This is a genomic window from Streptoverticillium reticulum (genome assembly GCF_047456005.1).
Taxonomy (GTDB): Bacteria; Actinomycetota; Actinomycetes; order Streptomycetales; family Streptomycetaceae; genus Streptomyces; species Streptomyces reticulum.
Genome location: NZ_CP179755.1, coordinates 6,328,958 through 6,350,883, shown reverse-complemented (window position 1 = coordinate 6,350,883; position 21,926 = coordinate 6,328,958). Strand labels below are relative to the sequence as shown.

At 71.9% G+C, this 21,926-nt stretch carries 17 protein-coding genes, 1 pseudogene and 1 riboswitch; of the genes and pseudogenes, 11 read left to right on the top strand and 7 right to left on the bottom strand.

Translation table 11 applies throughout. The features are described from left to right. Nucleotides 1–12: 12 nt before the first annotated feature. From ACMATS_RS29235 to cobC, 7 genes are all read left to right on the top strand, one after another. Nucleotides 13–210, top strand: a complete 198-nt coding sequence (locus ACMATS_RS29235; RefSeq protein ID WP_390777462.1) for a hypothetical protein — start codon at nucleotides 13–15, stop codon at nucleotides 208–210. A gap of 115 nt (nucleotides 211–325) precedes the next feature. Next, nucleotides 326–414: riboswitch (cobalamin riboswitch) on the top strand. A gap of 116 nt (nucleotides 415–530) precedes the next feature. Beyond that, nucleotides 531–1,508: a cobalamin biosynthesis protein gene (locus tag ACMATS_RS29230; protein WP_414169591.1), complete on the top strand. Its 978-nt coding sequence runs from the start codon at nucleotides 531–533 to the stop codon at nucleotides 1,506–1,508. Next, a complete protein-coding gene (locus tag ACMATS_RS29225) occupies nucleotides 1,501–3,054 on the top strand; it encodes a cobyric acid synthase (protein ID WP_414169590.1) in 1,554 nt (517 codons plus the stop codon). The genes ACMATS_RS29230 and ACMATS_RS29225 overlap by 8 nt, the downstream gene beginning before the upstream one ends. Nucleotides 3,055–3,106: 52 nt before the next feature. Continuing rightward, nucleotides 3,107–5,200, top strand: coding sequence for a putative cobaltochelatase (locus tag ACMATS_RS29220; RefSeq protein ID WP_414169589.1), 2,094 nt, complete (start codon nucleotides 3,107–3,109; stop codon nucleotides 5,198–5,200). After that, the gene (gene cobO / locus ACMATS_RS29215; RefSeq protein ID WP_414169588.1) at nucleotides 5,200–5,796 is read left to right on the top strand and encodes a cob(I)yrinic acid a,c-diamide adenosyltransferase; all 597 of its coding nucleotides are present in this window, start codon (nucleotides 5,200–5,202) and stop codon (nucleotides 5,794–5,796) included. The genes ACMATS_RS29220 and cobO overlap by 1 nt, the downstream gene beginning before the upstream one ends. Nucleotides 5,797–5,798: 2 nt before the next feature. After that, nucleotides 5,799–7,265, top strand: a complete 1,467-nt coding sequence (locus tag ACMATS_RS29210; protein WP_414169587.1) for a cobyrinate a,c-diamide synthase — start codon at nucleotides 5,799–5,801, stop codon at nucleotides 7,263–7,265. Beyond that, nucleotides 7,262–8,710, top strand: a complete 1,449-nt coding sequence (cobC, locus tag ACMATS_RS29205; RefSeq protein WP_414169586.1) for an Rv2231c family pyridoxal phosphate-dependent protein CobC — start codon at nucleotides 7,262–7,264, stop codon at nucleotides 8,708–8,710. Before ACMATS_RS29210 ends, cobC begins: the two co-directional genes overlap by 4 nt. 97 nt (nucleotides 8,711–8,807) lie before the next feature. On the opposite strand, the gene ACMATS_RS29200 is transcribed toward cobC, so the two are convergent. Beyond that, the gene (locus ACMATS_RS29200; RefSeq protein ID WP_414169585.1) at nucleotides 8,808–9,908 is read right to left on the bottom strand and encodes an amidohydrolase family protein; all 1,101 of its coding nucleotides are present in this window, start codon (nucleotides 9,906–9,908) and stop codon (nucleotides 8,808–8,810) included. A 344-nt stretch (nucleotides 9,909–10,252) separates the two neighbouring features. On the opposite strand from ACMATS_RS29200, the gene ACMATS_RS29195 reads away from it, so the two are divergent. Together ACMATS_RS29195 and ACMATS_RS29190 are read left to right on the top strand one after the other, a co-directional pair. After that, complete coding sequence (locus tag ACMATS_RS29195) at nucleotides 10,253–11,482, top strand: sensor histidine kinase (RefSeq protein ID WP_414169584.1); 1,230 nt, start codon at nucleotides 10,253–10,255, stop codon at nucleotides 11,480–11,482. Between the two features lie 28 nt (nucleotides 11,483–11,510). Then, nucleotides 11,511–12,173, top strand: a complete 663-nt coding sequence (locus tag ACMATS_RS29190) for a response regulator (protein WP_414169583.1) — start codon at nucleotides 11,511–11,513, stop codon at nucleotides 12,171–12,173. Here ACMATS_RS29190 and ACMATS_RS29185 read toward each other — a convergent pair. After that, nucleotides 12,160–13,353: a serine hydrolase domain-containing protein gene (locus tag ACMATS_RS29185; protein ID WP_390777471.1), complete on the bottom strand. Its 1,194-nt coding sequence runs from the start codon at nucleotides 13,351–13,353 to the stop codon at nucleotides 12,160–12,162. The two genes, ACMATS_RS29190 and ACMATS_RS29185, sit on opposite strands and share 14 nt — an antisense overlap. A gap of 139 nt (nucleotides 13,354–13,492) precedes the next feature. Between ACMATS_RS29185 and ACMATS_RS29180 the strand changes: the two genes are divergently transcribed. Then, nucleotides 13,493–14,692 (top strand): TerD family protein, encoded by a 1,200-nt coding sequence (locus tag ACMATS_RS29180; RefSeq protein WP_414170818.1) that lies wholly within the window; start codon nucleotides 13,493–13,495, stop codon nucleotides 14,690–14,692. 84 nt (nucleotides 14,693–14,776) lie between these two features. Here ACMATS_RS29180 and ACMATS_RS29175 read toward each other — a convergent pair whose 3' ends face one another. Next, nucleotides 14,777–16,264 carry a hypothetical protein gene (locus ACMATS_RS29175; protein ID WP_414169582.1) on the bottom strand — a complete coding sequence of 496 codons (1,488 nt, stop codon included), beginning with the start codon at nucleotides 16,262–16,264 and terminating at the stop codon, nucleotides 14,777–14,779. 212 nt (nucleotides 16,265–16,476) lie between these two features. Here ACMATS_RS29175 and dapA point away from each other — a divergent pair, with 212 nt between their 5' ends. Beyond that, on the top strand, nucleotides 16,477–17,388 hold the full coding sequence (dapA, locus tag ACMATS_RS29170) for a 4-hydroxy-tetrahydrodipicolinate synthase (protein WP_414169581.1): 912 nt from the start codon (nucleotides 16,477–16,479) through the stop codon (nucleotides 17,386–17,388). A gap of 149 nt (nucleotides 17,389–17,537) precedes the next feature. On the opposite strand, the gene ACMATS_RS29165 is transcribed toward dapA, so the two are convergent. From ACMATS_RS29165 to ACMATS_RS29150, 4 genes and pseudogenes are all read right to left on the bottom strand, one after another. Continuing rightward, entirely contained in the window at nucleotides 17,538–18,194 is a 657-nt protein-coding gene (locus tag ACMATS_RS29165; protein ID WP_414169580.1) for a hypothetical protein, read from the bottom strand. Next, nucleotides 18,191–18,355 carry a hypothetical protein gene (locus tag ACMATS_RS29160; RefSeq protein WP_414169579.1) on the bottom strand — a complete coding sequence of 55 codons (165 nt, stop codon included), beginning with the start codon at nucleotides 18,353–18,355 and terminating at the stop codon, nucleotides 18,191–18,193. Before ACMATS_RS29160 ends, ACMATS_RS29165 begins: the two co-directional genes overlap by 4 nt. Before the next feature lie 182 nt (nucleotides 18,356–18,537). Continuing rightward, a pseudogene (locus tag ACMATS_RS29155) lies at nucleotides 18,538–18,774 on the bottom strand (tyrosine-type recombinase/integrase); the annotation flags it as partial. Nucleotides 18,775–19,344: 570 nt separating this feature from the next. Next, entirely contained in the window at nucleotides 19,345–21,327 is a 1,983-nt protein-coding gene (locus ACMATS_RS29150) for a hypothetical protein (RefSeq protein WP_414169578.1), read from the bottom strand. Nucleotides 21,328–21,926 lie beyond the last annotated feature (599 nt).

Sequence of the window (21,926 nt, the reverse complement as noted above, 5' to 3'; positions counted from 1 at the left end):
GGACGACACACCATGCACATCGACTGGGCAGCTCTCGGCCAGGTCTTCGGCGTCAGCCTCGTGGTGACGGTGGCTCTGGTGGGCTTCTTCACCCTGGGTATCGTCGGCACGACGTCCCGCGCCACGGCGGCCGCACGCAGCGGCGCCTACGCCTGCTACGCACTGTGCGCGGCGGCCGTGGGGTACGGCATCTACCTGATCGTGGGATAGCACCCCCGTTCCGCGGACGGCGGGCGGACTGACAACGTCAGTCCGCCCGCCGTTTGTTCGAATTGACGCCCCTTCCCCGGGCGTGGTGGACTGCCCAACGCCAAACGGCGACAGCTACAGAGGAAGCCGGTGCGAATCCGGCGCGGTCCCGCCACTGTCACCGGAGAGCGCGCCGCGCAGCGCGCGCCCGGGAGCCAGGAACTCTGGTCGCCGGTCACGTCGAGCCAGGGCGCGGACCCTGAGTGAGGACACATCGCCATGCCCGGCTGCCGCCCACCTCGTCGTCCCGGACTCAGGTACCTCACCACGGCGGTCTGACCGTGCCCGTCGAAAGCCTCGGACTCGCGCTCGGCTGCCTCGGTGACCTCCTGTTCGGCGATCCGCAACGGGGCCATCCCGTGGCCGCGTTCGGCCGTGCCGCGCACGCCGTCGAACAGCGCCTGTGGCGCGACCACCGCGGCCGCGGAGCCCTGCACACCGTGCTCTGCGCGGGCGGCGCCGCAGCCGGTGCCGGACTGCTCGCCCGTACCGCCCGCCGCTCCCGTCACCACCGCACCGCCGGCGTCGCCCTGACCGCGGCCGCCACCTGGGCCGTCCTGGGCGGCACGTCGCTCGGCCGCGAGGCGCGGGCCGTCGGCGCCGCGCTCGATGCGGGCGATCTGGCCGCCGCCCGGGCGCGGTTGCCGCACCTGTGCGGGCGCGACCCGCAGGCCCTGGACGAGCAGCAGATCGCGCGGGCGGTCGTGGAGTCCGTCGCCGAGAACACCTCCGACGCGGTCGTCGGCGCCCTGGTGTGGGGTGCCCTCGCCGGGGTGCCCGGGCTGGTGGGCTTCCGTGCCGTGAACACCCTGGACGCCATGGTCGGCCACAAGTCCCCGCGGTACCGCCGCTTCGGCTGGGCCGCGGCCCGGCTCGACGACGTCGCCGGCTGGCCGGGCGCCCGGCTGACCGCCGCGCTCGCCGTCCTCGCCGGGCCCGACCCGCGCGGCGCCTGGCGGGTGGCCCGGCGCGACGCGTCCCGGCACCCGAGCCCCAACGCGGGCCCGGTGGAGGCCTCGTTCGCCGGGGCCCTCGGGGTGCGCCTCGGCGGCACCCTCGCCTATGCGGGACGCGTCGAGCACCGGCCGGTGCTGGGCGCGGAGAACCGCCCGGTGGAGACCGCCGACATCGAACGGGCCGTCCGGCTCTCGCGCCGGGTGTCGCTGCTGGCCCTCGCCATGGCTGTCGCCGGGCGCCACGTGGGCAGTGTGTTCGTGAACAGGACCGGGACCGTCAAGAGGAGCAGCACGGGTGGGTAAGCGGGGTGGGGGCCTGCTGGTCGCGGGGACGACCTCCGACGCGGGCAAGAGCGTGGTGACGGCCGGGATCTGCCGCTGGCTGGTCCGCAAGGGCGTCAAGGTCGCGCCGTTCAAGGCGCAGAACATGTCGCTCAACTCGTATGTGACGCGCGAGGGCGCCGAGATAGGCCGGGCGCAGGCCATGCAGGCGGCCGCGGCGCGCGTCGAGCCGAGCGCGCTGATGAATCCGGTGCTGCTCAAGCCCGGTGGCGACCGCAGCAGCCAAGTGGTGCTGATGGGAAAGCCGGTGGGCGAGCTGAGCGCCCGCGGGTACTTCGGGGGGTCTGGGGGGTCGTCCCCCGGGGAAAAGCAGTACCAGGGCCGCCAGGAGCAGCTGTTCGGCACCGTGACGGAGTGCCTGGAGGAGTTGCGCCGCACCCATGACGCGGTGATCTGCGAGGGCGCCGGCAGCCCCGCCGAGATCAACCTGCGCCGCACGGACATCGTCAACATGGGCATCGCGCGGGCCGCCCGGCTGCCCGTGGTGATCGTCGGCGACATCGACCGGGGCGGGGTGTTCGCCTCGTTCTTCGGCACGACGGCCCTGCTGTCCCCGGAGGACCAGCAGCTCGTGGCGGGCTACCTGGTCAACAAGTTCCGCGGCGACGTGTCGCTGCTGGAGCCCGGGCTGGAGATGCTGCGCGGCCTGACCGGCCGGGCCACGGTGGGCGTGCTGCCGTTCGCGCACGGCCTGGGCATCGACGAGGAGGACGGCCTGAGGGTCTCCCTGCGGGGGACGGTGCGGGAGTCGGTGGTGGCCCCGCCGCACGGGCGCGACGTGCTGCGGGTCGCGGTGTGCGCGGTCCCGCTGATGTCCAACTTCACGGACGTGGACGCGCTGACGGCCGAGCCGGGTGTGATCGTCCGCTTCGTCGACCGCCCGGAGGAACTCGCCGACGCCGACCTGGCCGTGGTGCCCGGCACCCGCGGCACGGTGCGCGCGCTGGCCTGGCTGCGCGAGCGCGGCCTGGCCGACGCCCTCGCACGGCGGGCGGCGGAGGGCCGCCCGGTGCTGGGGGTCTGCGGCGGCTTCCAGGCGCTGGGCGAACGCATCGAGGACGAGGTCGAGTCGAAGGCCGGCACGGTCGAGGGCCTGGGCCTGCTGCCGGTGCGGGTGCGGTTCGCCGTCGAGAAGACGCTGGCCCGCCCGGTGGGCGAGGCGCTGGGCGAACGGGTGGAGGGCTACGAGATCCACCACGGTGTCGCCGAAGTCCTCGACGGCGAACCCTTCCTGGACGGCTGCCGGGTGGGCTCGGTGTGGGGCACGCACTGGCACGGCTCGCTGGAGAGTGACGGCTTCCGCCGCGCGTTCCTCCGCGAGGTCGCCCGCGCGGCCGGACGGGACTTCGTCCCGGCACCGGACACGAGTTTCGCCGCGCTGCGCGAGGAACAGCTGGACCGCCTGGGCGACTTGATCGAACAGCACGCCGACACGGATGCGCTGCTGCGCCTCATCGAGGACGGCGCACCGGTGGGCGTGCCCTTCATACCGCCGGGGGCGCCGTGAGCGCCCCGCACCCGCAGCACCACCCGATCCATGCCCTTGAAGGGGGTACCTGATGGCCTCGCCCACCTACCCGTTCACCGCCATCGTCGGCATGGACGACATGCGACTCGGCCTCCTGCTCAACGCGATCTCGCCGTCCATCGGCGGCGTGCTCGTCCGCGGCGAGAAGGGCTCCGCCAAGTCCACGGCCGTGCGCGGCGTCGCGGCCCTGATGCCGTCGATCGACGTCGTCGCCGGCTGCCGCTTCTCGTGCGACCCGGCCGCGCCCGACACCGAGTGCCCGGACGGCCCGCACGGGACCGGGCCCGCGGGCACCCGCCCCGCCCGGGTGGTCGAGCTGCCCGTCGGCGCCTCCGAGGACCGTCTCGTCGGCGCGCTCGACATCGAACGCGCGCTGTCCGACGGCGTGAAGTCCTTCGAGCCCGGCCTGCTGGCCGACGCACACCGCGGCGTGCTGTACGTGGACGAGGTCAACCTCCTCCACGACCACCTGGTCGACCTCCTCCTCGACGCCGCCGCCATGGGCGCCTCCTACGTCGAGCGCGAGGGCGTCTCCGTACGCCACGCGTCCCGCTTCCTGCTCGTCGGCACCATGAACCCCGAAGAGGGCGAACTGCGCCCGCAGTTGCTCGACCGCTTCGGGCTGACGGTCGAGGTCGCGGCCTCCCGGGAGACCGACGAGCGCGTCGAGGTCGTGCGCCGCCGCCTCGCGTACGACGAGGACCCGGCGGCCTTCGCCGCCAAGTGGGCCGCGGAGGAGCACGCCCTGCGCGAGCGCATCGCCGCCGCGCGGGCGCTGCTGCCGGACGTACGGCTCGGGGACGGCGCCCTGCGCCGGATCGCGGCCGTGTGCGCCGGGTTCGAGGTGGACGGCATGCGCGCGGACATCGTGACCGCGCGGACCGCGACGGCGCTGGCCGCCTGGGCGGGGCGCACGGACGTGACGACCGAGGACGTGCGCCGGGCCGCGCTGCTGTCGCTGCCGCACCGCAGGCGGCGCAACCCGTTCGACGCGCCGGGCCTGGACGAGGACAAACTCGACGAGATCCTGCGGCAGTTCGAGGACGAGGACCCCGATCCGGAACCGGAGCCGGAGCCGGACCCGTCGGGCCCGGACGACGACCCGGACGGCAGCGGTCCGGACGGTGGCGGCCGCCCGGACGACGGCGGACAGCCCCCGCAGGACGTGCCGCCCCAGCGGCAGGACCCGGCGGCGGACGGCACCCCGCAGCCGCAGAACTCCCCGGCCGCACAGGAGGGTTCGGCACCGGAACCGGCACCCGGTGACGGCGGCGACACCGCCGAGGCCCCCGCCGTCGCCGCGGCGGAGCCGTTCCGCACCCGCCGGTTCGACGTGCCCGGCCTCGGCGAGGGCGCCGACGGGCGCCGTTCGCGCGCGCTCACCGCGCACGGCCGGACGACGGGGGCGCGCCGCCCGCGCGGCGCGCTGTCCCGGCTGCACCTGGCCGCGACCGTGCAGGCGGCCGCCCCGCACCAGCGGGCGCGCGGGCGCAGCGGCCCGGGTCTGGTGATCCGCCGCGACGACCTGCGGGAGGCGGTGCGCGAGGGGCGCGAGGGCAACCTGGTGCTGTTCGTGGTGGACGCCTCCGGCTCGATGGCGGCCCGGAAGCGGATGGGCGCGGTCAAGGGCGCGGTGCTGTCGCTGCTGATGGACGCCTACCAGCGCCGCGACAAGATCGGCATGATCACCTTCCGCGGCACGGAGGCGACGCTGGCGCTGCCCCCGACGTCGTCGGTGGAGGCGGGCGCCGCCCGGCTGGAGAAGCTGCCCACCGGTGGCCGCACCCCGCTGGCCGCGGGCCTGCTGCAGGCCCACGAGGTGCTGCGCGTGGAGCGGATGCGCGACCCGTCGCGGCGCCCGCTGCTGGTCGTGGTGACCGACGGCCGCGCGACGGGCGGCCCGGAACCGCTGCCGCGGGCGCGGCGCGCGGCCGGGCTGCTGGCGGCCGGGGGCACGGCCTCGGTGGTCGTGGACTGCGAGTCCGGGCCCGTACGGCTCGGTCTGGCGGGCGAGTTGGGCCGGGCCCTGTGCGGCCCGGTGGTCACCCTCGACGAGCTGCGCGCGGACAATGTCTCCGCACTCGTGCGGACCGTACGTACCGACAACAGCAGGAGGGCCGCGTAATGCCTCAGGGACAGCCGACCGTCGTGCCCGACGACGGGCTCACCACGCGCCAGCGCCGCAACCGGCCGCTGGTGTTCGTCCACACCGGCGTCGGCAAGGGCAAGTCCACCGCCGCCTTCGGGCTCGCGCTGCGCGCGTGGAACCAGGGGTGGCCCATCGGGGTGTTCCAGTTCGTGAAGTCCGCGAAGTGGCGCGTCGGCGAGGAGCGGGCGCTGCGCGTGCTCGGCGACTCGGGCGAGGGCGGCACCGTGGCCTGGCACAAGATGGGCGAGGGCTGGTCCTGGGTGCAGCGCGACCTCGCCGCCGGCGAGGAGGCGGCGCGCGAGGGCTGGGAGCAGGTCAAGCGGGACCTGGCGGCGGAGACGTACAAGCTGTACGTGCTCGACGAGTTCGCCTACCCGATGCACTGGGGCTGGGTCGACACCGACGAGGTGGTCTCCGTGCTGCGCGACCGCCCCGGCACCCAGCACGTGGTGATCACCGGGCGCAACGCCCCGCAGCAGCTGGTCGACTTCGCCGACCTCGTCACCGACATGTCCAAGGTCAAGCACCCGATGGACACGGGCCAGAAGGGCCAGAGGGGCATCGAGTGGTAAGTGTGAACGTCCCCCGGCTCGTCATCGCCGCCCCGGCGTCCGGCAGCGGCAAGACGACCGTGGCCACCGGCCTGATGCGGGCCTTCGCGGACGCCGGGCTCGCGGTGTCCCCGCACAAGGTGGGGCCGGACTACATCGACCCCGGCTACCACGCCCTGGCCACGGGCCGGCCAGGCCGCAACCTGGACGCGTACATGTGCGGCCCGGAGCGGATCGCCCCGCTGTTCCTGCACGGGGCCGCGGGCTGCGATCTCGCCCTCGTCGAGGGCGTGATGGGCCTGTACGACGGGGCGAGCGGGCAGGGCGAGCTGGCGTCGACGGCGCATGTGGCGAAGCTGCTGAAGGCGCCGGTGGTGCTGGTGGTGGACGCGTCGTCGCAGTCGCGGTCGGTGGCGGCGCTGGTGCACGGCTTCGCGTCCTGGGACCCGGAGGTCCGGGTGGCCGGGGTGATCCTCAACAAGGTCGGCTCGGACCGCCACGAGGCCGTTTTGCGCGAGGCGCTGGCGGAGTCGGGGGTGCCGGTGCTGGGTGCTCTGCGGCGGGTTGCGGGGTTGAACACCCCGAGCCGGCATCTGGGGCTGATCCCGGTGGCGGAGCGGCGCACGGAAGCGGTGGCCGCTGTCGCGGCTCAGGCGGCCCAGGTGCGGGAGGGGTGCGACCTGGAGGGGTTGCTGGCCTTGGCGCGGAGCGCGCCGCCGGTGCCGGGGGAGGCGTGGTCCGCCGACTGCGGGCCGTCCGTGGCTGATCGCGCAGTTCCCCGCGCCCCTTCGGGGCGCGTACCCGCACCCGGGTTGTGGGCAGGCGTTCCGCAGGGCGGAACGGGTGGGCACAACCCGACCACCGGCAGCAACCCGAACCGGCGCCCCGTGATCGCGATCGCCGGCGGTGCCGCGTTCACGTTCTCGTACACGGAGCACGCCGAGCTCCTCACCGCGGCCGGTGCCGACGTCGTCACGTTCGACCCGCTGCGGGACGAGTCCCTGCCCCCCGGCACCGACGGCCTGGTGATCGGCGGTGGCTTCCCCGAGGTCCACGTGGCGGACCTCTCCGCCAACGCCCCCCTCCGCAAGGAGGTCGCCGCCCTCGCGGCGACCGGCGCGCCCGTCGTCGCCGAATGCGCCGGCCTCCTCTACCTCTGCCGCACCCTCGACGGCAAGGAGATGTGCGGCGTCCTGCCCGCCGACGCCCGGATGTCCGAGCGCCTCGCGCTCGGCTACCGCGAGGCCGTGGCCCTCGCGGACAACTCCCTGGCCGCCGCGGGCACCCGCGTCCGCGGTCACGAGTTCCACCGCACGGTGGTCGAACCGGCGGCCTCGGCCGACACCCCGGCGTGGGGCATCACCCACCCCGCCCGCCGCCTCGAAGGATTCGTCCACGGCGGCGTCCACGCCTCGTACCTGCACACCCACTGGGCAGGCGCCCCGGCCATGGCCCACCGCCTCGTCGCACAGGCGGCGGCCCGCGCATGACCGCCGCCCTCTACCTCGGCGTCGGCGCCCGCCGCGGCACGACGGCCGACGAGATCCTCGCGCTCGCCGGGCGTACCCTGGCCGAGGCCGGCGACGGCGCCGGCACCGTCGCGGCCCTGGCCACCGTCGAGGCCAAGGCGGACGAGCCCGCCGTGCTCGCCGCCGCCGAGCGGCTCGGCGTGCCGCTCCGCGTCTACTCCCCCGACGAACTCGCCGCGCAGGCGACCCCGCACCCCTCGCGGACCGTCCTCTCCGCGGCCGGGACACCGTCCGTGGCCGAGGCCGCCGCGCTGCTGGGCGCAGGGCCCGGCGGCGTCCTGCTGGTCGGCAAGCGGAAGTCGGCGCGGGCGACCTGCGCCGTGGCCGTCGCCGCCCCCCGTACCGTCTCTCCGAAGGCCCCCATGCACGAACCCGACCTGCGGCACCACGGCGACGCGGAAGTACGCGGCGCGGGCGCCGAGTTGACCGACCTCGCGGTCAACGTGCGCTCCGGCACGCCCCCGCAGTGGCTGCGCGAGCGCATAGCCGACTCGCTCACGGGCCTGGCCTCCTACCCCGACGGGCGTGCCGCGCGGCGCGCCGTGGCCGCGCGGCACGGGCTGCCGGAGGAGCGGGTGCTGCTCACGGCGGGCGCCGCCGAGGCGTTCGTGCTGCTGGCCCGGGCGCTCGGCGTGCGCCGGGCCGTCGTCGTGCACCCGCAGTTCACCGAGCCGGAGGCGGCGCTGCGGGACGCCGGGCACGCGGTGGAGCGGGTGGTGCTCGACGCGGCGGACGGCTTCCGCCTGGACCCGCGGGCGGTGCCGGGGGACGCGGACCTGGTGGTCGTGGGCAACCCCACCAACCCCACCTCCGTGCTCCACCCGGCCGCGCTCCTGGCCCGGCTGGCCCGGCCGGGCCGGACCCTGGTCGTGGACGAGGCGTTCATGGACGCGGTGCCGGGCGAGCGTGAGTCGCTGGCGGCGCGGACGGATCTGCCCGGGCTGGTCGTGCTGCGCAGCCTCACGAAGACGTGGGGGCTGGCGGGCCTGCGCATCGGCTACGTGCTGGCCGCGCCGGACACGGTGGCCGCGCTGGAGCGGGCGCAGCCGTTGTGGCCGGTGTCGTCGCCGGCGTTGGTGGCGGCGGAGGCGTGTTGCCTGCCGGCGGCCGTGGCGGAATCGGGTCGGGCGGCGTGCGGGGTCGCCGCGGACCGGGCCTATCTGGAGGCCCGGTTGACCGAGTTCCCGACCGTGACGGTGTGCGGCCCGGCGGCGGGGCCGTTCCTGCTGCTTCGCCTGCCGGGCGCCTCGGCGGTACGGAACCGCCTGCGCAGTCTGGGTTTTGCCGTACGACGCGGGGACACGTTCCCGGGCCTGGGCCCGGAGTATCTCCGGATCGCGGTCCGCGACCGCGAGACGTCGGACCGTTTTGCGGAGGCGCTTGCGTTGGCCCTGGCAAAGGGGTGACCGCGCCCCGTCAGGGGCGCTGGGGGCACCTCTGGGGGTCCCCCCAGCGGTAGCTGGGGGAGGAACTGCGCGAGCAACCACAGCGGACCCGCACCCTCTAACCCACCACCCGCCCCCGCAGCACCACCCGGCGCGGAGCGCCCAACACCCGTACATCCGCGCGGGGATCCTCCTCGTACACGACGAAGTCGGCCGGCGCACCCTCCTCCAGCCCCGGCCGCCCCAGCCACTCCCGCGCCCCCCACGACGCCGCCGCCAAGGCGGCCCCCGCAGGGAGCCCCGCCTTCACCAGTTCCGCAACCTCCTGGGCCACCAGCCCGTGCGGCAGCGAACCGCCCGCGTCCGTGCCCACGTACACCGGGATCCCCGCGTCGTACGCCGCACCCACCGTCGCGTAGCGGCGCGCGTGCAGGGCCCGCATGTGCTCCGCCCAGCGCGGGAACTTCTGCTCGCCGCCCTCCGCCAGCCGCGGGAACGTCGCGATGTTGACCAGCGTGGGGACGATCGCCACGCCCCTCTCCGCGAAGAGCGGGATCGTCTCCTCGGTCAGCCCGGTGGCGTGCTCGATGCAGTCGATCCCGGCCTCGACCAGCGGCGCGAGCGTCTCCTCCGCGAAGCAGTGCGCGGTGACGCGCGCGCCCAGCCGGTGCGCCTCCGCGATCGCCGCCTCGACCGCCCCGCGCGGCCAGCAGGCGCCCAGGTCGCCGGTCTCGCGGTCGATCCAGTCGCCGACGAGCTTGACCCAGCCGTCCCCGCGCCGCGCCTCGTGCGCCACGTAGGCCACGAGGTCCTCCGGCTCGATCTCGTGGGCGTAGTTGCGGATGTAGCGGCGGGTACGGGCGATGTGGCGGCCGGCGCGGATGATGCGCGGGAGGTCCTCGCGGTCGTCGATCCAGCGGGTGTCGGAGGGCGAGCCGGCGTCGCGCAGCAGCAGCGCCCCGGCGTGCCGTTCGGTCAACGCCTGCTTCTCGGTGGTCGATTCGTCGACCGCGCCGTGCGCGTCGAGCCCCACGTGGCAGTGCGCGTCCACCAGCCCGGGCAGCACCCACCCGGTGATCGTCGTGACGTCCGCCGTCCCCGTCGGCCGGTCGAAGGTGATCCGTCCGCCGACCACCCACATCTCGTCGCGCACCCCGCTCAGGGGGTCCGGGCCGACCAGTATCCGTCCCTTGATGTGCAGCACCGCACTCGCGTCCATGCATGCACTGTACGAGGCGTGCGTCACCTGTCGGCGATCACCATCGATTCGGCCCCGGCCAGGTGCGCGACGCGGGGGACCGTTCAGTCCCACCCGGCCCGGCCCACGCCGACGCGGCTGGTGGGAGCGCCGGCGCCGAATGGTTGCGCGCCGGAGGGCGGATTCGGCGCTCCGCCCTGAGGACGGGGCACGGCAGGGGCGTCTCGGCCCTGCGGCCGAGAGGCTCCGCCGTCCAGGCCGACGCGCAGAAGCATGGAGCAGAGCAATTCTGTATGTATGAACTCGATTCAGGACGACCACGGCACCAAATGACGTGCCGAGCACGGCGGTTCTACGCTGTGATCATGAATTCACTGACCGGCAGGAGGGCGCGGCTGCGCTGGGCCCACCTGCTGCTCGGCGGTGCCCTGCTGATGCCGTACTACCTGCTGGCCAACGTCCTGGTGTCGTTCTTCGTCACCGGGCACGGGTTCTTCGCCTCGACCGGCACCACGTTTCTGACCTTCGCCGTGGCACTGCCCCTGGCCGCCGCCTCGACGGCGGTGTTCGCCCAGCTCCGCCCGCTGGAGTGCGCGGCGGCGCGCACCCTGCTCGGGGTGCCGGAGGCCGAACTGGCCACCGGTACGGCCGGGTCCTGGGGCTCGCGCGGGCGCACGGCCGCCTACTACGGCCTGCACCTCGCGGCCGGTGGCGTCGTCAGCGGCATGTCGCTGGCCACGCCGCCGTTCGCCGTGTTCCTGATGGCCCTGCCGTTCATCGGCGTGCACGCGCCGTGGGCCTGGCTCGGCACGTTCCGGCACACGCCGTGGATATGGCTGGCCCCGCTGGCCGGAGCGGCGCTGTTCCTGCTGATCCTCGTCACCTCGTGGGGCGCCGGCGCCCTGCTGACGCGCTGCGCGCCCGCATTGCTGGGCCCGTCGGCGGCCGAGCGGATCGCGGCGGCCGAGGAGCGGGCACTGCGCCTCGCGCTGCGCAACCGGCTCGCCCGCGAGCTGCACGACTCGGTCGGTCACGCGCTGAGCGCGGTGACCCTCCAGGCGGGCGCCGCCCGCAGGGTCTTCGACTCCGACCCCGGGTTCGCCCGGCAGGCGCTCGTCGCGATCGAGGAGACGGCACGGGACGCGGTCGGCGAACTGGACGCCGTCCTGGGCCTGCTGCGCGAGGACGGCCCCACGCCGACGGCACCGGCGCCCACGCTCGCCGGCCTCGGCGCACTCGTGGAACGCACCCGCGCGACGGGCGGCACGGTGACCCTCACCGCACCGGATACACCGACGCTGGAAGCGGTGCCGGCGACGGTCTCGCGGGAGGCGTACCGCATGGTGCAGGAGGGGCTGACGAATGCGGTGCGGCACGCGGGAGGTGTGCCGGTGAGGCTGCACCTCGCCCTGGACGAGGGGGCGTTGTGCGTCACGGTGGAGAACCCGGTGCCGGGGGGCACGACGCGGCGCACCGGGGGCGGCCGCGGCCTGCCGGGCATCGCCGAACGGGCCCGGCTGCTGCGGGGGCGTGCCGAGTGGGGCGAACGGGACGGGGTGTGGCGGCTGGTGGTGCGGCTGCCGCTGGGAGGCTGAGGTGGGACCGGCACCCTACCCTGACCCCATGTCATCCATACGCATCGTCCTCGCCGACGACGAACGCCTGGTCCGTACCGCCCTCCGTGCCGTCCTCGGCGCGGAACCCGGCATGGAGGTCGTCGGGGAGGCCGCCACGGGGGCCGAGGCCGTGCCCCTGGTACGGGAGTTGCGTCCCGACGTCGTCCTCATGGACGTCCGCATGCCCGAGATCGACGGGCTCCGCGCCACCGAGCAGATCCTGGCCGGCATGGAAGAGCCGCCCCGGATCGTCGTCCTCACCACCTTCGAGAACGACAGCTACGTCTACGACGCGCTCCGCGTCGGAGCCTCCGGCTTCCTCCTCAAGCGCTCCGGCGCCGACGAACTCGTCCAGGCCGTGCGGATGGTGGCGCGCAGCGACTCGCTGCTCTTCCCCGCCGCCGTCCGCGCCCTGGCCGCGGCCCACGCGGACGGCCGGGCCGGGCGCGGCACCGCGGACCGGCTGCGCGAGCGGCTGTCCGAGCGGGAGGCCGAGGTGCTGCGGCTGATGGCGGCCGGCCTGTCGAACGCCGAGATCGCCGAACGGCTGACCGTGGGCGCGGCGACGGTCAAGTCGCATGTGGCGGCGGTTCTGGCCAAGTTGGGGGTGCGGGACCGCACCCAGGCCGTCATCGCCGCCTACGAGTGCGGTTTCGTCAGCCCGCGCTGACGGCGGCCCGGCGCACCGCCTCGGCCAGCCGCCTCGACTGGGTCCGCGACGTCTCCGGGTAGCCGAAGCGGCGGCGCGTGTAGCCGAAGCCGAGGCCGGCGCTCGGGTCGGCGAAGGCCTGTGAACCGGCGGCGCCCCCGTGCCCGAAGGACCGCGACCCGAGGAACGGCATCGCGTCCGCGACGGCGATGAAGCCCACGCCGAAGGCGTAGTGCTCGCGGAAGACCAGGTCGTGGCCCTGCGAGTGGATCTGTGCGAACTCGGCGGCGGTCTCCGGTGTGAGCAGCGGTGCACGGCCGTCGACCTCGCCGATGGCGGCCGCGTACATCCGGGCCAGGCCACGGGCGGAGCCCACACCGGCCGCGGAGGCGTTCCCGCCCGCGCGCACGGCACGGGAGTTGGGGAAGGTCTCGAGGTCGGTGGGGTGCACGGGGTGGTTGCGGTTGAGGGCGATGCCGGGCAGGCTGTCCGGCCCGGCCGCCGCCTGCCGCATCAGCGCCTTCTGCTCCGGGGTCGGGTCCATGGGCTGGGTGCTGAGGAAGCGGTGCTCCTGCTCCTCGGGCAGGCCCATGTAGAGGTCGAGGCCGTACGGCGCGCGGATCCGGGACTCGTAGAGCTCGTGCATGGTCTGCCCGGTCGCGCGCAGGACGACCTCGCCGGTCAGGGCGGCGATCACGAGGCCGTGGTAGCCGAAGGCGCTGCCCGGGCGCCAGAAGGGGCGCTGTCCGGCGAGCCGGGCGGCGAGCGCGCGGTCGTCCGCCATCTCCTCCGGCGTGAAACCGCCCTCGACGCCGATCACGCCGGCGCGGTGGGACATCAGCTCGCGCAGCGTGATGTCCTCCTTGCCCGCGCTGCCGAACTCGGGCCAGTAGCGGGCGACTTTCTCGTCCAGCTTCAGGACGCCCTCCTGGACGAGGAGCGCGACGACGAGGTGGGCGGCGCCCTTCGTGGAGGAGTAGACGCCCACGAGCGAGTCCCCGGCGATGCCGGGCCCGCCCCACAGGTCCACGACCCGGCGGCCGTCGACGTAGGCCGCGAGCTGGGCGGAGTGCCCGGAGCGCTCCTCGGCGAGCGTCTCCTCGAACACCTCGCGCACCGCCTCGTAGCCCTCGGCCACGGTGCCCTGCGCGAGGGTCTCCGGCGATTCCGGCGTCTCGGGCGAGTTCGTCCCGCTGGACATGCGTCTTCCCCCTGTTCAAGATCACGTCTTGTGACGGGAGCTGCAGCAGCAATCCTCGGTTCGAATATTCCCGGCCACCTTCGGAAGTCAGGTCATGGAACCGTAAAGCCCGGCTGGTCGTTCATGGTGCATGACCGCTATGACACCCGGCTCGAACATCCCGCTCTCCGTCCCGCGCGTGACAGTGGACGTCACCGCTCCGGTGCGGCTCGACGTTTCGGGCCTGCTGCTCACCGCCGACGGCAAGGTGCGCTCGGACGCCGACTTCGTCTTCTACAACCAGCCCGCGGGACCGGGCGTCACCCACCGCGCCGCGGCCGCCGGCACGCCCGATGCCATCACGGTCGACACCGCCGCCGTCCCGGCGGACATCGACAAGGTCGTCGTCACCGCGAGCCTCGACGCGCAGGGCGCCACCTTCGCCGGCACCGAGCCGACCGCGACGGTGCGCGGCGCGGACGACGGCTGCGTGCTGGCCGTGTTCACGCCGCCGCAGCTGGGCGCGGAGACGGCGCTGATCGTCGTGGAGGTCTACCGGCGCAACGGCGCCTGGAAGGTCCGGGCGGTGGGCCAGGGGTATGCGGACGGACTGGCGGGCATCGCCACGGACTTCGGGGTGAGCGTGGAGGAGCCGGCGCAGCCCGCTCAGCCTGCGGCGCCGGCGCCCGTGATGGCCCCGCCGCCGGTGCCCCCGGTGCAGACGATGCCCCCGGCGCCCGTACCGCCCGTACCGGCGGTGCCGCCCGCCCCGCCCGCGGCCGGCAAGGTCAGCCTGGACAAGGGCCGGGTGAGCCTGCAGAAGAACCAGTCGGTGTCCCTCGTCAAGGGCGGGCAGCCGCTGCAGCATTCGGTGGTCATGGGCCTCGGCTGGGAGCCCGCCTTCCACCGCCGGGCGATCGACCTGGACGCCTCGGTCATCGCCTACGGTCCCGACCGCAGCATGGTCGACGCCTGCTACTTCGGCCGTCTGATGATCCTGAACGGCGCCGTCCAGCACTCCGGCGACAACCTCACCGGCGAGGGCTCCGGCGACGACGAGAGCATCACGGTGCACCTGGGCGGGCTGCCGCCGGAGGTCACCGGCCTTGTCTTCACGGTGAGTTCGTACAACGGCCAGAAGTTCACCGACGTCGCGAAGGCGTACTGCCGACTGCTCGACGCGCAGACCGGCGAGGAGCTGGTCCGCTTCGACCTGACCGGCTCGGAGCCGAAGACCGGTGTCCTGATGTGCAAGTTCGTCCGGCAGTACTCGGGCGAGTGGGAGATGACGGCCATCGGCGAGTACGTGAAGGCCAAGACGGTGCGGGACATGGTCAAGCCGGCGGCCGCTGCGCTGTAGCGCTTGTGCGGTTCTTCGGCTGCGGGTCGGCCGTGGCTGAGCGCGCAGTTCCCCGCGCCCCTTCGGGGCGCGGGGACACCAACCTCAGTGGCGTGAACGCGCCTTGAAGGCCGCCTTGCGGGCCTCCTTCGCCGCCTTCTTGTCCGGGTGCAGCCGGCCCATCGCCTCCAGGACCTCCGCCGTCGCCGGGTGGTCCACCCGCCACGCCGCGTCGAAGAAGCCGCTGTGCCCGCCGACCAGACCCTCGACGAGCGCGCGCAGCTCCTCGGAGTCGCCGTCGGCGGCCAGTTGCGCCGCGATCGTGTCGATCGTCAGCCAGAAGACCATCTCCTCGCCCGGCTCCGGAACGTCCGTCGCGCCGTGCTCGGCGAGCCAGACGCGGGCCAGGCCACCCAGCTGCGGGTCGTCGAGGACCTCGCGCAGCGCGGGCTCCGCCTCGGCGCCCAGCAGGGCGAGGGTCTGCTGGCAGGCCAGCCGCCGGGACGGCGCGTCCGCGTCGTTCCCGTGGGCGGCGGCGAGCAGTTCGCGGGCCGCGCCCGCCGGTTCCCGTCGGGCGAGCCAGAGTTCGGCCTCCGTGCGGGTGGTGTGCGCGGGGTGGCCGGGAAGGGCGGCGAGCAGGGTGGCCGCGTCCTCCTCGGCGAGGTCGCCGACGGCCGGGGCGTCGACCCCGGCGTCCAGCATCCGGGCCCGCACGCCGAAGAGGCCGAGCGGGGTGAGGGCGACCATGCCGTAGCGCGTGACGTCCTCCTCCTCGGGCAGCTCGGAGGCGAGGCCGTCGACGGACTCACGGATGCGGCCCTCGCCGTCGACCTCCTCGATGAGCGCCTCGTCGACGGGCTGGTACGCGACGAGCCCGGTCGGCGCGAGCATCCGGAACTGGTCGTCGAGCCGCATCATCGCGTCGGAGACCTCTTCGAGGATGTCGTCCGTGGGCTCGTCCATGTCGTCCGGGACGATCATGGAGGCGGCGAGCGCCGGCAGCGGCACGGGCCGGTCGGCCGCGCCCTCGCCGAGCGCGGTCAGCAGGTAGAGGTTGCCGAGGACGCCGTCGAGGAAGTCGGCCTCGTCCTCCGGGTTCCAGTCGAGCGCGTCCAGGTCGATCTCGCCGTCCTCGGAGAGCTGGTCGACGAGGTCGGCCAGGTCGGGCGCGGCGGCGTCGGCCAGGACGGTCTCCAGACCGCCGAGCCACAGGTCGAGGACGTCCTGCGGGCTGCCGGAGGTGACCGTGGCGAGCTCCTCGCCCGCGACGGCGGTGCCGGAGGGCTCGTCGGAGCCGCCCTCCTCCGCGTCCTCGCTCTCGGTGAACTCCACGAGCCCCGTGTCCAGCGCCAGCTGCCAGGCCTCGGCGGCGTAGGCGGGCCCGTCCTCCTCGTCCGCCATCCCCAGCAGCCCGGCGGCGTCGGCGAGTTGACCGGACAGCAGCTCCCCGCCCGCACCGACCGGCGTGCCCTCCCCTGCCCAGCGTGCGAGCTGCACGGCGCGGGAGAACAGCGGCGCGGACAACGCGTCCCGCGCGAGCTCCGCGTCGGAGGGGAGCCGCACCGGCGGCATGGTCGGGCGGTCTCCGGACATCAGGGGGCTGTCTCCTCGCTCGTGCGGAACAGCGTCACGGGCCGTCGTGGACCGGACGCACGGTGCCCCAGCCTAGACGGGTTTCGCCCTGCTCCGCCCGCTGTAGCGTCGCTAAGCAATCAGTGGAGAACATTTCAATGGACCTGCACGGCCGGGGTACCCAGAATCGAGCGCACCGCCCTCGATTTCTCCCGTGCCAGGAGTGTGCTGCGATGACCGCACCGACCGCCCTTCCCGCCCTTCCCTTCGGCCGCACCGTCTGTGCCATGGTCACCCCCTTCACCGCGGACGGAGCCCTCGACCTCGACGGAGCACAGCGCCTCGCCGACCGTCTCGTCGGAGAGGGCGGCTGCGACGGGCTCGTCCTCAGCGGCACCACGGGTGAGTCGCCGACCACCACCGACGCGGAGAAGAACGCGCTGATCCGCGCCGTCGCCGAGGCCGTCGGCGACCGGGCGCGCATCACGGCCGGGGTCGGCTCGCCCGACACCCGCCACACCGTGGAGCTCGCGCGGGCGGCCGAAGCGGCAGGGGCGCACGGGGTGCTGGTGGTGACCCCGTACTACAGCCGCCCGCCGCAGGAGGACATCGCGGAGCACTTCCTGACGGTGGCCGACGCGGTCGGCGTGCCGGTGATGCTGTACGACATCCCGGGACGCACGGGCACCCGCATCGAGCCCGCGACGATGCTGCGGCTGGCGGAGCACCCGCGGATCGCAGGCGTGAAGGACTGCGCGTACGACCTGCTGGGCAGCTCGAAGGTGATCGCGCAGACCGGCCTGGCGTACTACTCGGGCTGCGAGGAACTGAACCTCCCGCTGCGCTCGGTGGGCGGCGCCGGCTACGTGAGCACGGTCGCCAACGTGGCGGGCCCGCTGCTGGCGGCGGCGCTCGACGCGTACGACCGCGGTGCGCCCGAGGAAGCGCTGCACTGCCACCAGCGGGCGCTGCCGCTGGTGGAGGCGATGATGGCGGCGGGCCTGCCGGGCACGGTGACGGCGAAGGCCCTGCTGAACACACTGGGCCTGCCGGCGGGCCCGGTCCGGGCACCGCTGCGGGGGGCGGCGAAGGAGCGGGTGGCGGGGCTGGTGAGGACGTACGAGGAGGCCGTCGGCGCCCCGTAAGGGGCGCAGGGAACTGCGCGACCAGCCACCGGCGGCCTGCAGCCGACGCACCACCCCGGGGGTCCGGGGCGAAGCCCCGAGAACCTCGACTGCAGGCGCGTCGTGGCCGATCGCGCAGTTCCCCGCGCCCCTTACGGGGCACGAAAAAATCAGTCCCCCCACTCCTCCACCCGCGCCAACCGCCCCTGGAACCAGTCCAGTCGCGCCTGCAGCATGGCGGCCTCCGCCATCAGTTCGGTGACGCTCGCCGGCGCCGCACTCCGGCCCCCCGGTTCGGTGACCACCGTCACCGAACCGGCCCGTTCGGCGAACTCCGCGAACGTCACGCCCGGCCGCCCCAGCCCGGCCCCGCACCCGCCGCAGTCGGCGGCGACCGTCCACCAGCCGGGCCGCCCCCATCCCGCGTCGGAGAACCGGGTGGCGGTCCGGCCGCAGCCGCACGGTCCCACGCGCACGGTGCGCACGCGCTGGCGCGCGTAGCGCATTCCGCGCTCGTGGCGGATGTAGGCGCCCAGCACGGTGACTTCGAGCAGCACGGCCCGCCGGTGCGCCCCGGTGCACGTCAGGCCGAGCGCCTCGGCCGGGGAGTGCAGGCAGTGGAAGCCGCAGTCGCAGAAGCGCGCGGGGCTGCGGTGCCGTCGCCCGTACGCACAACGGGCGTCGTCCAGCACGCCGTACGGGGAACCGCCGCCGAGGGAGACCCCCGTGAAGCCGGCCCGGGTGCCGTCGTGCGAGAGCACCGGGTAGGCGATCTTGTAGCCGGTGGGCGGCGCGGCGGGACGTTCCTGCGGAAGCCGCAGCCTCATCGCCCGGCGAGCACCACGGGAGCCGGGACCTCGGCGGCGGCCTTCTCGGGCCCCTCGGCCGCCGGCCGCACCGCCGCGCGGGGCTCCTCCGCGACCGTCGCCGCGGGCTCCTCCACGGGCTCTTCAGCGAACCCGACGGCGAGTGCCTTGCCGAGCCTCATGACGCCTCCCGTTTGTCCGGTTACGGCACCCGCTTCCGGTGGATGCCGAACCCGTCCATGGTGGCGCAGTACGCCCGGTAAACGCCAGAGTGGCCGACCGGCGGAAACCCCGCCGGCCAGCCACCCCGGGACAGCTCTGCACGTCAGTTGTGGCTGTTCTGATGGAGTTGCAGGTCAGACGCTCAGGCAGCCGTGTGGGCCGTATCGGGGCCGTCGTCAGCATCACCTTGGTTCTTGAAGACCCGATCCACAGCGGCCCGAGTACGCGTCTCACTTGTCGGCATCAGGTGCGTGTACTTGCGGAGCGTGAAGCTCGGATCGTGGTGGCCGAGGTACTCACTCAGAGCCTTGATGCTCTCGCCCGCGTCCAGGAGCGCGGAGGCGTAGAAGTGCCTCAGCGCGTGCATGCCGTTCTCACGACCGCGAGGCACTTCAGCATCCTGAAGCGATTGACGTGGCGCGAGCTCATGCGCAGCGGCGACACGTCGGGGAAGCCGTAGCCGCCCTCCTCGAAGGTGAGCAGCTAACCCCGGAGCAGGTTCACTCCCATCACCATGCCCGAGACGTAGTCCGAGACTTGGTCCAGCTCTCAAGTCCCCGAGTCCCCCAGGCCCTAGCCGAGTTGGCCGAGCGGACTGCCATCTCCTAGCCCACCGCGTCCGGGACGGCCTGTTACGGGTTTCTCTACCTCATTCAAGGCCCGCGCACGGCGCGGGCGCGGGCCGCCTCAGCAGCCCGGCCTGCATCATGTCTCCGCCCCGGCTGGCCGGGCCCGGCGGCCCGCTGCGTGCATGCGGGCGAAGGTCAGGGAACACCCTCTATGGCTGGGGCGGTCGGCTCCACGGCTTTAGGCAGCCACTTTGGGGCGAGCCTCTAAGATCATGGCCCAACGTCGTGCTTTAACGGGCAGGTCCACAGACTGCCCGACTCGCCATCAGCTTAACGGGCCATGATCACTCGCCCCAAAGCCGCTCCACTGACCTGTCCACTCATGACCCGTCCGCATCCTTTCGAACCTTTGGCGACTCAATCATAAACCCGCGATTCTTTCGGAGGGAGACTGGCCACCTAACAGGCAACCCCTTTTGCGCCTCACCAAACAATACCCAAAGGCGCCCTTCGATTGGGGCTCCAATCTCCATGAAGAATCTTCCCACCTCCTCCCACTTATCGGGGGAGAAATAAGACGCAGCCTCGAAGATCGGCGAATCACGCTCCGTCAGATTCGCTTCGTCCTCTGCCAAACTATAAAAGCCGCTAACTGCTACGATCTGAGATTCAGTTGGGCGCACATGGGCATCTTTGGAGATCGTGCTAAATTCATCAAGGAGCACCTTGAGTACGGCCCTCATCTCCAACTTAAGAGTGCTGACATGACAGGGGATACACAAGCTGGCCTCAACGCATGATCGTACGAAATTCAACAGAACGCCCGGATCATGCATTTCCTCTGGCGCCATCGCGCCTTTCTCAACAAGAACTTCGTAGCGCATCAGCAGTCCGGGGTGAAACGACAGAGACGACGTCGCCACACAGCTCATATAGCTGGGATCATCAAATGAGATTCGATCTTGAATCTCATGCCAAATTATGTCAGGTATCGTCTTAAGTATCCTGGCAGGACCATTTCGACTAATTCGATTCTCGCCAGCTTCTTCCTCTTGCGTGTGGTCTACAAGATAGTCAAATGGAGAAAAGAGTCGGTCTCCTGCCACTTCCAGACAGGAACTCGCACCGCGCAGTGGTTCCGTTGCCCACGAAATCGCGTCACCCAATTGAACGGGTCCCACTCTCTTCGCTGCGCGAGGGTCCAAGTATGCGCTGAAAGCGGCCTCAATCCACTCTTGAGGAATTGGCGAGAAATATCCGGCGCGCCTAAAGTCGATCGCAGCAGATATCAGTGCCGCCCCCACTTCACTGGCACCATCCTGCCCATCTCGCCAGCGTTCAAGCGCGGCCGGTCCGGCGGCAAGGAACTCTGCGAGGCCGGCATGCCCCGATTTATCGAGGGCCATACTTATGCGACGGTCAGACCTCTGCCGTCCAATCGACCTGATCTCTTCATCTTTTAGGGTTCGGTCTATGCGAATTCTAGTAGCACCCGCCATGACCGCTTTAGATATGGTTGAAAGTGAGCGTCCCGGAGTACCCGCCGTGGCCGATGCCATGGCCCCCTTCGCGGCAGAACGAAGTGTCGCCACAAAAAGAACACCACTTCCGCTAAATAGGCGGATAAGGCCCTCGTCCAAGCCGTCAGCCCCGACGAACTTTTCGAGATCGTCTAGCCATACGACAGTGTTCTCCAGCCTGAAACCGGCTGAAATAAGCGCTCGCAAGGATATTCCATCCTTGGCGACTACGATTGCGCGCTCTCCGCCTACTTCTACGCTCCTCGCCAGGGCCTCATATGCCGTTCTCGTCTTACCGGAAGCCGAGTTCCCCTCTAGGACCACAAAGCCGCTTCCCTGGCTCAGCAAGGCATCCAGGTCATCATCCACGGAGCGCCGAACGTATGGGGTTATCCCAACCCACTCATCCAACTGCATGGGAGGATGAACTCCGAGATCTCGAATAGGGTCCAGCTCAAAGAGTGATCGTACGACCACAGAGCCGGTTCTCAGAATTCGATCCACGGGGCCTGATTCGTGCATGCCATTTACGAGCTCAGTCGAGACATTGAGGTACTCTCGTGCGATCCAGAGCAGCTCGGGTTCGGAAAGCATTTCGGCTATAGAGTTACCATCGATAATCTCTAGCCTTACGCCATGCTGCGCTAGAACTTCTTGAGTGATTTCATGCCTGCGACTTACACTTATATCCGCCTCTGTAAAGTAAAAGATGGCATCTACGGGAGGCATGGAGGTCGGCTGCAAGACGGTGGAGACGTCTGTCAGTATCTTCCGTCGAACGTTTGATGCCTGAAGGGTGCAGCAGAATACCACCACCTGATCGCTCTCAAGGCCAAAGAACACTCCCGCATCCTGTACATTTCCCTTGCTGTAACTCAGAAATGTTTCGAAGTCACGACCTTGATCCCCTCCGGCCGAGACCGGACCTGTGGCCGCCAGAATGTTCCGCGTGATTCGTTGGCGCGCTAGAGCTCGGCAAACATCCTCAAATTTGTGATGCTCATTCAATGAACTCATCCGCCCAAGCTGGTAGCGAATGAATGAGTTCAGCTCACCTCTGCGAATATCCGCATCCGGTGGCACATGATCCGAACCGACCCTATTTCCGCTCCGCGGATCACTGGTCAAAGCCCCCCCTAGATTTAGTGCCAGTTACAACCGATTCTGCCCCTCACTTAGGTTGGCCGCCACTAGTTCGAGCAGTTTCGTGGCGTCAGCCATGGGTGGCATCGCCAGATGCCTCCCCTGAGACAAGACATCAGCCAGAACGGATCATCGCAACCGGCTCTGTCTAACAAGGCAGGTCAGTTGAAACCTCTTGTGCGGTGCTCACGCACGAGCGCCCCTCCGGGCCGTCCTGGGGCCGTGGAAGGGCACTCGTTGGTGACCAGCGCTGACAACTGGCGACAGCTTCGCCGCAGTTCAGAGCGGTGGTCCAGTAG

Bases quoted from the DNA above. Each gene is read 5' to 3' on its own strand.
- ACMATS_RS29235 (WP_390777462.1), top strand. From the start codon at position 13: ATGCACATCGACTGGGCAGCTCTCGGCCAGGTCTTCGGCGTCAGCCTC.
- ACMATS_RS29220 (WP_414169589.1), top strand. From the start codon at position 3,107: ATGGCCTCGCCCACCTACCCGTTCACCGCCATCGTCGGCATGGACGAC.
- cobO (WP_414169588.1), top strand. From the start codon at position 5,200: ATGCCTCAGGGACAGCCGACCGTCGTGCCCGACGACGGGCTCACCACG.
- cobC (WP_414169586.1), top strand. From the start codon at position 7,262: ATGACCGCCGCCCTCTACCTCGGCGTCGGCGCCCGCCGCGGCACGACG.
- ACMATS_RS29200 (WP_414169585.1), bottom strand. From the start codon at position 9,908: ATGGACGCGAGTGCGGTGCTGCACATCAAGGGACGGATACTGGTCGGC.
- ACMATS_RS29195 (WP_414169584.1), top strand. From the start codon at position 10,253: ATGAATTCACTGACCGGCAGGAGGGCGCGGCTGCGCTGGGCCCACCTG.
- ACMATS_RS29190 (WP_414169583.1), top strand. From the start codon at position 11,511: ATGTCATCCATACGCATCGTCCTCGCCGACGACGAACGCCTGGTCCGT.
- ACMATS_RS29185 (WP_390777471.1), bottom strand. From the start codon at position 13,353: ATGTCCAGCGGGACGAACTCGCCCGAGACGCCGGAATCGCCGGAGACC.
- ACMATS_RS29180 (WP_414170818.1), top strand. From the start codon at position 13,493: ATGACACCCGGCTCGAACATCCCGCTCTCCGTCCCGCGCGTGACAGTG.
- ACMATS_RS29175 (WP_414169582.1), bottom strand. From the start codon at position 16,264: ATGTCCGGAGACCGCCCGACCATGCCGCCGGTGCGGCTCCCCTCCGAC.
- dapA (WP_414169581.1), top strand. From the start codon at position 16,477: ATGACCGCACCGACCGCCCTTCCCGCCCTTCCCTTCGGCCGCACCGTC.
- ACMATS_RS29165 (WP_414169580.1), bottom strand. From the start codon at position 18,194: ATGAGGCTGCGGCTTCCGCAGGAACGTCCCGCCGCGCCGCCCACCGGC.
- ACMATS_RS29160 (WP_414169579.1), bottom strand. From the start codon at position 18,355: ATGAGGCTCGGCAAGGCACTCGCCGTCGGGTTCGCTGAAGAGCCCGTG.